General features: G+C 71.8%; 6 protein-coding genes. 2 read left to right on the forward strand and 4 right to left on the reverse strand.

Features of this window, described 5'->3' with window-relative positions:
• Nucleotides 1-7 precede the first annotated feature (7 nt).
• Both Q0W60_RS12205 and Q0W60_RS12210 read left to right on the forward strand, forming a co-directional pair.
• Nucleotides 8-1,774, forward strand: coding sequence for a GMC family oxidoreductase (locus tag Q0W60_RS12205; RefSeq protein WP_297695951.1), 1,767 nt, complete (start codon nucleotides 8-10; stop codon nucleotides 1,772-1,774).
• Nucleotides 1,771-3,216: a cytochrome c gene (locus Q0W60_RS12210; RefSeq protein ID WP_297695953.1), complete on the forward strand. Its 1,446-nt coding sequence runs from the start codon at nucleotides 1,771-1,773 to the stop codon at nucleotides 3,214-3,216. Before Q0W60_RS12205 ends, Q0W60_RS12210 begins: the two co-directional genes overlap by 4 nt.
• A gap of 197 nt (nucleotides 3,217-3,413) precedes the next feature.
• Here the strand turns inward: Q0W60_RS12210 and Q0W60_RS12215 are convergent, their stop codons facing one another.
• The 4 genes from Q0W60_RS12215 to Q0W60_RS12230 all read right to left on the reverse strand — a co-directional run.
• The gene (locus Q0W60_RS12215) at nucleotides 3,414-4,778 is read right to left on the reverse strand and encodes an alpha-hydroxy acid oxidase (protein ID WP_297695955.1); all 1,365 of its coding nucleotides are present in this window, start codon (nucleotides 4,776-4,778) and stop codon (nucleotides 3,414-3,416) included.
• Nucleotides 4,766-6,412: a GMC family oxidoreductase gene (locus Q0W60_RS12220; RefSeq protein WP_297695957.1), complete on the reverse strand. Its 1,647-nt coding sequence runs from the start codon at nucleotides 6,410-6,412 to the stop codon at nucleotides 4,766-4,768. Before Q0W60_RS12220 ends, Q0W60_RS12215 begins: the two co-directional genes overlap by 13 nt.
• Nucleotides 6,409-7,008, reverse strand: a complete 600-nt coding sequence (locus Q0W60_RS12225) for a gluconate 2-dehydrogenase subunit 3 family protein (protein ID WP_297695958.1) — start codon at nucleotides 7,006-7,008, stop codon at nucleotides 6,409-6,411. The genes Q0W60_RS12220 and Q0W60_RS12225 overlap by 4 nt, the downstream gene beginning before the upstream one ends.
• A partial coding sequence (locus Q0W60_RS12230) for a hypothetical protein (protein ID WP_297695960.1) occupies nucleotides 7,008-7,840 on the reverse strand: 833 nt, incomplete at its 5' end. The genes Q0W60_RS12225 and Q0W60_RS12230, both read right to left, overlap by 1 nt.

A 7,840-nucleotide genomic window follows, 5' to 3' on the forward strand; every position in this document is an offset into this window, starting at 1 on the left:
ATCGGCGATGGCGACGCGGCTGCCGAACGTCGATGCGCTGGTCGTGGGGTTCGGCTGGACGGGCGCGATCGTGGCCCAGGAGCTGACCGAGGCCGGCCTCAACGTGTTGGCGCTGGAGCGCGGAACCTGGCGGGACACCCCGATCGACTTCGCGCCCACCTTCGACCAGGACGAGCTGCGCTACTACTGGCGCCACGAGCTGTTCGAGCCGCTGGCTCACGAGACGCTCACCATCCGCAACGACGCGAGCCAGACGGCCCTGCCGATGCGCCGGCTGGGCTCCTTCCTGCCGGGCATCAACGTGGGCGGCGCCGGCGTCCACTGGAACGGCCAGATCTGGCGCTTCCTGCCCTCCGACTTCGTCGCGCGAACCCACAACGTCAGCCGCTACGGCAAGGCCGCGGTCCCCGACGACATGACCATCCAGGACTGGGGCGTCACCTACCAGGAGCTGGAGCCCCATTACGACACCTTCGAATACATCTGCGGGGCCAGCGGCAAGGCGGGAAATCTGAAGGGCCAGATCCAGGCCGGCGGCAATCCCTTCGAGGGACCCCGATCGCGCGAGTACCCCAACCCGCCGATGGCGATGAGCTATCCGCCCACGCTGTTCGCCGGGGCCGCGACCCAGCTCGGCCACAAGCCGTTCCCGCACCCCGCGGCCAACATGTCGCGGCCCTACACCAATCCGCTCGGGGTGCAGCTCGGGGCCTGCACCTACTGCGGCTTCTGCGAGAAGTTCGGCTGCGGCAATTATTCGAAGTCCAGCGCCCAGACGACCATCCTGCCGGTCCTGATGCGCAAGCCCAACTTCACGCTGAAGACCGAGTCCGAGGTGGTGAAGCTGAACCTCGACTCCACCGGCAAGCGCGTGGTCAGCGCGACCTATGTCGACGCCTCGGGCCAGGAGTTCGAGCAGCCCGCCGACCTCGTCGTGCTCTGCGCCTACATCCTGCACAACGTGCGGCTGCTGCTGCTCTCGGGGATCGGCAAGCCCTACGATCCGCAGACCGGGCAGGGGGTGATCGGCAAGAACTACGCCTACCAGATCACGTCGTCGGTGAATGTCTTCTTCGATGACAAGATCCTGAATCCGTTCATCGGCGCGGGCGCCCACGGGATGATCCTCGACGAGTGGAACGGCGACAACTTCGACCATTCCGGCAAGGGCTTCATCGGCGGCGGCTATGTCGGGGTGGTGCAGACCGGCGCCCGGCCGATCGAGACCCATCCCACGCCCGAGGGCACGCCGAAGTGGGGCTCAGGCTTCAAGCAGGCGGTCGCCAAGTACTACCTGCGGGCCATGTCGATCGCGACCCACGGCGCGGTGATGAGCCACCGCGGCAACTACCTCGACCTCGATCCCACCTACCGGGACGTCTACGGGCGGCCGCTGCTCAGGATGACCTTCGACTTCACCGACAACGAACATCGCATGTCGGACTACATCACCGATCGCGCCGCCGAGGTGGCGCGCGCGATGAACCCCGCCTCGATCAAGGTCAACTACCGCAAGGGGAGCTGGGACGTCGTCCCCTACCAGACGACCCACAACACCGGCGGGGCGATGATGGGCTCCGACCCGAAATCGAGCGCGGTGAACCGCTACCTGCAGAGCTGGGATGTCCCCAACCTGTTCATCATGGGCTCGAGCGCCTTTCCGCAGAACCCGGGCTACAACCCGACCGGCACCGTGGCCGCGCTCGCGTACTGGTCGGCCCAGGCGATCCGCGAGACCTACCTCAAGGCCCCCGGCCCGCTGGTCCAGGCATGAGCCGGCGCGGCCTGACGGCGGCCTTCGCGGGGCTCGCGCTCGCGGGCCTCGTCGCCGCCGCCGCGCTGCATCCGGGGCCCGCCAGGAGCCAGGCCGCGCCGGCGCCCGCCGAGCCGCAACTCGTGGCGCGCGGCGCCTATCTCACCGCCGCCGGCGACTGCCAGGCCTGCCACACCGCGCCGGGCGGCCAGCCGTTCGCGGGCGGCCTGCCGGTGAAGACCCCGTTCGGGACCATCGTCTCGGCGAACATCACGCCGGGCGGCATCGGCGACTGGACGCCCGACCAGTTCTACCGCGCCCTCCACCAGGGCGTGGACGACGAGGGCAAGCACCTCTACCCGGCCTTCCCCTACAACTACTACACGCTGCTCACGCGGGCGGATTCCGACGCCATCTTCGCCTACCTGAAGACCCTGCCGGCGTCGTCGAACCACCCGAACCGCGACCAGCTGCCGTTCCCGTTCAACATCCGCTTCTTCGTGCGCTTCTGGAACATGCTGTTCCTGAAGGAGGGCCCCTTCCAGCCGAACCCCGGCAAGTCCGCCGAATGGAACCGCGGCGCCTACCTGGTCGAGGCGCTCGGCCACTGCCAGGCCTGCCACACGCCGTCGAATTTCCTGGGCGGACCCAAGCGCGGCCAGGCGTTCCGGGGCGGGGCCTTCCCCGGCTGGTTCGCCCCGGATCTGACGCCCAACCGCCGCACGGGGCTCGGAAGCTGGAGCCGCGCGGACCTGATCGAATTCCTCAAGACCGGCCGCAACGCCCACGCCCAGGCGTCCGGCGAGATGGGCGAGGTGGTGGCCGACTCGACGTCGCACCTCACCGACGCCGACCTGGACGCGATCGCGACCTACGTCACTGACCGGCCCGCCTCGCCGGCCGTCCAGGTGAAGGCGCCCGAGCCGGCGGTGATGCGCCAGGGCGAGGCGATCTTCGTCGACAGCTGTTCGGCCTGCCACCGCATGGACGGGCGCGGTACGCCGCGCTTCTTCCCGCCGCTGGTCGGCGACGCCAACCTGCAGCAGCGCGACCCCACCACGATCCTGCGCTTCATCGAGGGCGGCGTCGCGACCACCCCCACGCCCAGCGCGCCGACCCCGCTGGCGATGCCTGCCTACGGCTGGAAGCTGACCGACGACCAGGTCGCCGCGGTCGCCACCTTCGTCCGCAACAGCTGGGGGAACGCGGCCCCGCCGGTGTCGGTCGGCCAGGCCGCGAAGGTCCGCAAGGCGCTCACCTTCGGTCCCGGCCCGACGGGCGCGGCGCAGCAGCACGGCCGGCTCGCCCACCCGGGCCCGGAGACCTGGAGCACGCCCAACACCATGAGCAGCGATAATGGCGGCGCCAACGCCGGCCGCGCCGCGCCGGCGGGCTCCGGCGCCGGGAACGGCGGCTCGAGCCAGGGGCATCCTGCGGGCGTGACGGCGGGCGGCCCCGGCTAGATCTCGCCGCGGCGGCGCCGGCTCAACGAGGTTTCGGCAATGTGAGGAAGTCCGCCGCCCAGGGCCCGGCTTGGCCGTGCGCTCCGACCCTGGGCGGCTTTTCCGGACCTCCTGGCCAGGCGATGGCGACGACCATCCAGGAGCGCCCGATAGCTGACGACGTGCGGCTGTGAGATCAGATCGTGTCACGATCTTTTTCAGGAATCAACGAAGGATTCCGGCAGGCGCATCATGAATTGCGGGCCGAGCTCGGCCAGCGAGGCGGCGCCCAGGAGGCCCATGGCGTTGATCGCCTCGCTCTTCAGGATCTCCAGCGCGCGGCCGACGCCCGCAGCGCCTGCCGCAGCGACGCCGTAGAGCGGCGCGCGGCCCGCCATCACCGCATCGGCCCCGAGCGCCAGCGCCTTCAGGAGATCGGTGCCGCGCCGCACGCCCCCGGTCAGGTGCAGCGCGATCCGGTCGCCCACGATCTTGCGGGCCTCGCCCACCAGGTCCAGGGCCGAGACCGTCCAGTCGAGCTGCCGGCCGCCATGGCTGCCCAGCACCACGCCGTCGACGCCCGCGTCCACCGCCCGGCGGACGTCATCGAGGTTGAGCAGGCCCTTGAGCAGGAACGGCTTCGTCCAGCGCTGACGGATCTTGCCGACGATGTCCCAGGACATCGAGGTCGGCTGGTGGTCGCGGATCCACATGGCGCTGGCGAAGAAGCCGCGCTGATCCTTCGGCACGAAGTCGATGACGTTCTTGAAAACGGGCATGCCCTGCGTCGCCAGCGTACGGGCGAGCCAGCCGGGGCGGCAGGCGGCGTCGAGCACCGACGAGATGGTCAGCAGGCTGGGCGTCGCCTCGTTGCGCCGCTCCCATTCGCGGTTGCCGAAGATCTGGGTGTTGGTGGTCAGGACCAGCGCCTCGCAGCCGGCGCGGTCGGCGCGCGCCACCAGCTCCTGCCAGACCTCGTCGCCGCCGAACACGTAGAGCTGCCACCAGTGGCGCAGCCCGGGGACTTCGCCCACGTCCTCCATGGTCTCGTTGGACATTGTCGACTGCACGAACGGCACGCCCGAGGCCGCCGCCCCGCGGGCGAGGTCGATGTCGGCGTGGTTGCGGAACACCCCGTTCAGCCCGGTTGGCGCCACGATCAGCGGCATGGCCGCAGGCTTGCCGAGGATGGTCGTCGCCAGGCTGCGGTGCGAGACGTCGACCAGGGTCTTCGGCGTGAAGCGCCACTCGGCGAAGGCGCGCCGCTCGCGCATCAGGCTGGCCTCGTCCTCCGCCCCGCCTTCCAGGTACTCGAGCGCGAACCGCGGCAGCCGCTCGTGGGCCATGGCGCGCAGGTCCTCGATGGCGACGGCGCGCTTCAGGTTGTGGCCCGTGTAGTAGCGCCGGGCCGGCGTGCCGTTGAGCTGGGCGAGGCGGGTGTGCCGGTTGGGCTCGGCGCTCGTCGAGGAGCCGCCGCGCCGCCGCAGGGCGGCATAGGCGGCGGCGCCCGCCACGCCGGCCAGCGCCAGCGGCGCGGCGCGGGCGAGCGGGGAGGCGGGCGCGGGTCGGGTCAGGGCGCGCATGCGAGCTCTCCACGTCGGGCGAGGGTCTTGATCCGCTCGCCGATGCGGCAGGCGAGCGCCTGGATGGTGAGCGAGGGATTCACGCCGCCCGAGGTCGGGAACAGCGAGCCGTCGCAAATCCAGAGGTTGGCGATGTCCCAGGTCCGCCCGTCGGCGTTGACGACGCTGGTCCGCGGATCGTCGCCCATCCGGCAGGTTCCGAGCAGGTGGCTGGTGTCGGTGCTGGTCCACAGGTCGCGACCGCCCGCGGCCTCGAGCATCTCGCTCATGAACCTCAGCGAGTGGCGCTGCAGGGCGCGGTCGTTGCCGGAATAGCCGAACACCACCTTCGGGATCTTCAGGCCGTAGGCGTCGGTCTCCTCGGCGAGCTCCACTCGGTTCTGCGGCCGCGGCTCCGTCTCTGCGACCGGGGCGAAGCCAGCCGTGTGATTGTACCTCAGCATCTGCTGGCGCAGCGCAGGGCCCCACAGGCCGCGCGAGGTGGCCACCGTCTGCGCCCAGGCCATCGGCAGCGGCCCCTGGCTCATGAAGGCGTAGCCGCCCGCGAAGTCCTTGCCCTCGTCGGCGTAGTTCCAGTGCTCGCAGACCGCCATGTTCGGCGGCCCCTTGTACCAGCGGATCTCCTCCTCGAAGGTGGCCCACACGCCGGGGCTGGCGTGCGTCATCAGGTGCGTCCCGACCAGGCCCGAGGCGTTGGCGAGGCCGTCGGGGAACTGCGGGCAGGCGGAGTTCAGCAGCAGGCGCGGCGTCTCGATCGCATAGCCCGCGACCACCACGTTGCGCGCCCGCTGGAAGCGGCTCTCGCCTTCCCGGACGTAGTGGACACCCGAGGCCAGGCCGTCGCGATCGATCTCGATGCGGGTGACCATGGCCATGTCGCGGACCTCCGCCCCGGCCTTGAGCGCGCGCGGGATCCAGACCACCAGCGCGCTCTGCTTGGCGTTGGTCGAGCAGCCGAAATTGCAGAAGCCGCGGTAGACGCACGGCGGGCTCTTGCCCCTCGGCGCGGAGACGGTGGCGAGCGGGGTGGCGCACCACTTCACGCCGAGCTTCTCCGCCCCGCGGCCCAGCACCAGACCCGGCGCATTCACCTCGTGCGGCCGATAGGGGTAGGGGCCGCGCAAGGGCCCCCAGGGATAGCGCACCGGGCCGGCGACCTTCAGCGCCTGCTCGGCCTCCGCATAGTAGGGCCGGATCTCCTCGTAGGAGATCGGCCAGTCGACGGCGTAGCCCAGCCGGGAGCGCGCCTTGAACCACTCCGGCCGGAAGCGCAGCGAGATCATGCTGAAGTGGATGGTCGAGCCGCCGACGCCGCGGCCGGAGTTGTTGCCGCCGAGTGCGATCGGATCGTCGCCGCCGGTGATCCGCGGGTCGGTCCAGTAGAGCTTCTGCTGCTCAAGTTCATCGGAGGCGAACTCGTCGAGCGGCCGCCAGAACGGTCCGGCGTCGAACACCACCACCGAGAAGCCCGCCTCGGCGAGCTTGGCGGCGAGCGTCGCCCCGCCCGCGCCCGCCCCGACGATCGCGAAATCCACCGGCTCGCGCTCGGGGAAGCCGGTCATCGGGACGAAGCCGCCCGGCGTGAACACGTCCGGGGCGCGGCCGTCCCCGGCGCGTGGCGTCTCCGGCGTCACGGCGCCGCCTCGCGGGCTTCCCAGGGATCGCTCTCGTCCAGGCCCAGCCGCACGTAGCCGCGCGGGCTCGCCGGGCCGCCGAAGCCGATCTCGCTCCAGGCCGCCGGATGGGCGTAGTAGAGCCCCGCGGTGATCTTCAAGAGGGCCTCGCGGAAGAAGGACGCCGGATCCATGCTGCGCCAGGCCGCGCGGTCGACCTCGCCGGACTGCACCGCGCGCAGGACCGCGTCCTGGTCCTCGGGCGCGGCCTCGGCGAAGCTGCGCCCGAACCGCGTCCGCGCCTCGGCCTCGATGGCCGCCAGGCCCAGACGCCAGGCCTGCTCAAGCGGCGGCATGGCCTCGTTGCGGTAGCCCTGGCCGCGACCGTCGGCCATGAAGGCGTCCAGCATCGCCGCGAGCGGGATGGGCTCGGCCCGGTCCGGCTGCGGGATCAGCCGAGCGACGATCGCCTCGACGAGCTGCTGCTCGGGCCCCGTGAAGAACCGCCGCGGCGGCGGCTGGGCGATCCGGCGCCGCACGACCTCGCGCGTCTTCTCGTCGAAGGACGGCGTCCGCCACTTCGCCAGCACGTCGTAGCCGGGGTAGCCGCGCGCCATCAGGCCGTCTCCGACGGCAGGAGGGCCAGGGCGGCGAGGCCGGCGACGGCGAGCGCAGTGAACGCCGGCGGGGCCGGAATCGGCGGGCCGTCGACCATGTTCTGCCGCCAGTTGCGCCAGCCGCCCATGGCCCGCGAGACGCCGAAGATGTGGAAGCCCGCGCCGCCGAGGCCGATCGCGGCGGTCAGCATCAGCCAGCCGCGGGTCAGCGGCCGAGGGGTCGGCCGGTTCTCCGCGGCGGCTTTGGCGAGCAGCGCCGCGCCGACCGGCGGCAGGCTCACCGGGATCCACATGAACGGGTTCTGGAATGCGCCGCGGAAGTGAAGCAGGCCGGCTTCCCCGACCGTGCCGGCCAGGCCCAGGGCGCAGAGCGCCGCGAGCTTGCGCCCCGCGCCGCGCCAGCCGCGCCGCGCCGCGCCCGCCGCCAGCCCCAGCACGCCGGCCAGGCTGAGCGCCGCCGGCGCGCCGATCGGGGCGGCGTAGAACAGGTTCGCCCAGTTCAGCCTTCCCGGGCGCTTGAAGATGTTGAACAGGTGGAAGCCGACGCCCACGGCGCCGACGCCGGCCGCGGCCGCATAGACCGCCTGCTTGCCGCCGCCGCCGCCGGCCGCGTCCGAGATCGCGGCCGAAAGCGTCACCGCCGAGGCCGCCAGCGGGGTGTACATGCCGGGGTTCCTGTAGCCGCCGCGGTAGTGCTCGATCGCGCTGTCCAGCAGCACCGAGTGGGCCAGGAGGCCCGCCGCCGCATAGAGGCCCCTCACGTCTGGCGCCGCCGCGTCGCTCGCCCCGCGCCGCCGCGGGGCCGGCCGTTCCGCGAGCAGGGCCGCGCCCA

The organism is Phenylobacterium sp., assembly GCF_025934275.1.
Classification (GTDB): Bacteria; Pseudomonadota; Alphaproteobacteria; order Caulobacterales; family Caulobacteraceae; genus Phenylobacterium.

Excerpts from the sequence above, each read along its gene's own strand:
- Q0W60_RS12205 (WP_297695951.1), top strand. The coding sequence starts at position 8 with ATGGCGACGCGGCTGCCGAACGTCGATGCGCTGGTCGTGGGGTTCGGC.
- Q0W60_RS12215 (WP_297695955.1), bottom strand. The coding sequence starts at position 4,778 with ATGCGCGCCCTGACCCGACCCGCGCCCGCCTCCCCGCTCGCCCGCGCC.
- Q0W60_RS12210 (WP_297695953.1), top strand. The coding sequence starts at position 1,771 with ATGAGCCGGCGCGGCCTGACGGCGGCCTTCGCGGGGCTCGCGCTCGCG.
- Q0W60_RS12225 (WP_297695958.1), bottom strand. The coding sequence starts at position 7,008 with ATGGCGCGCGGCTACCCCGGCTACGACGTGCTGGCGAAGTGGCGGACG.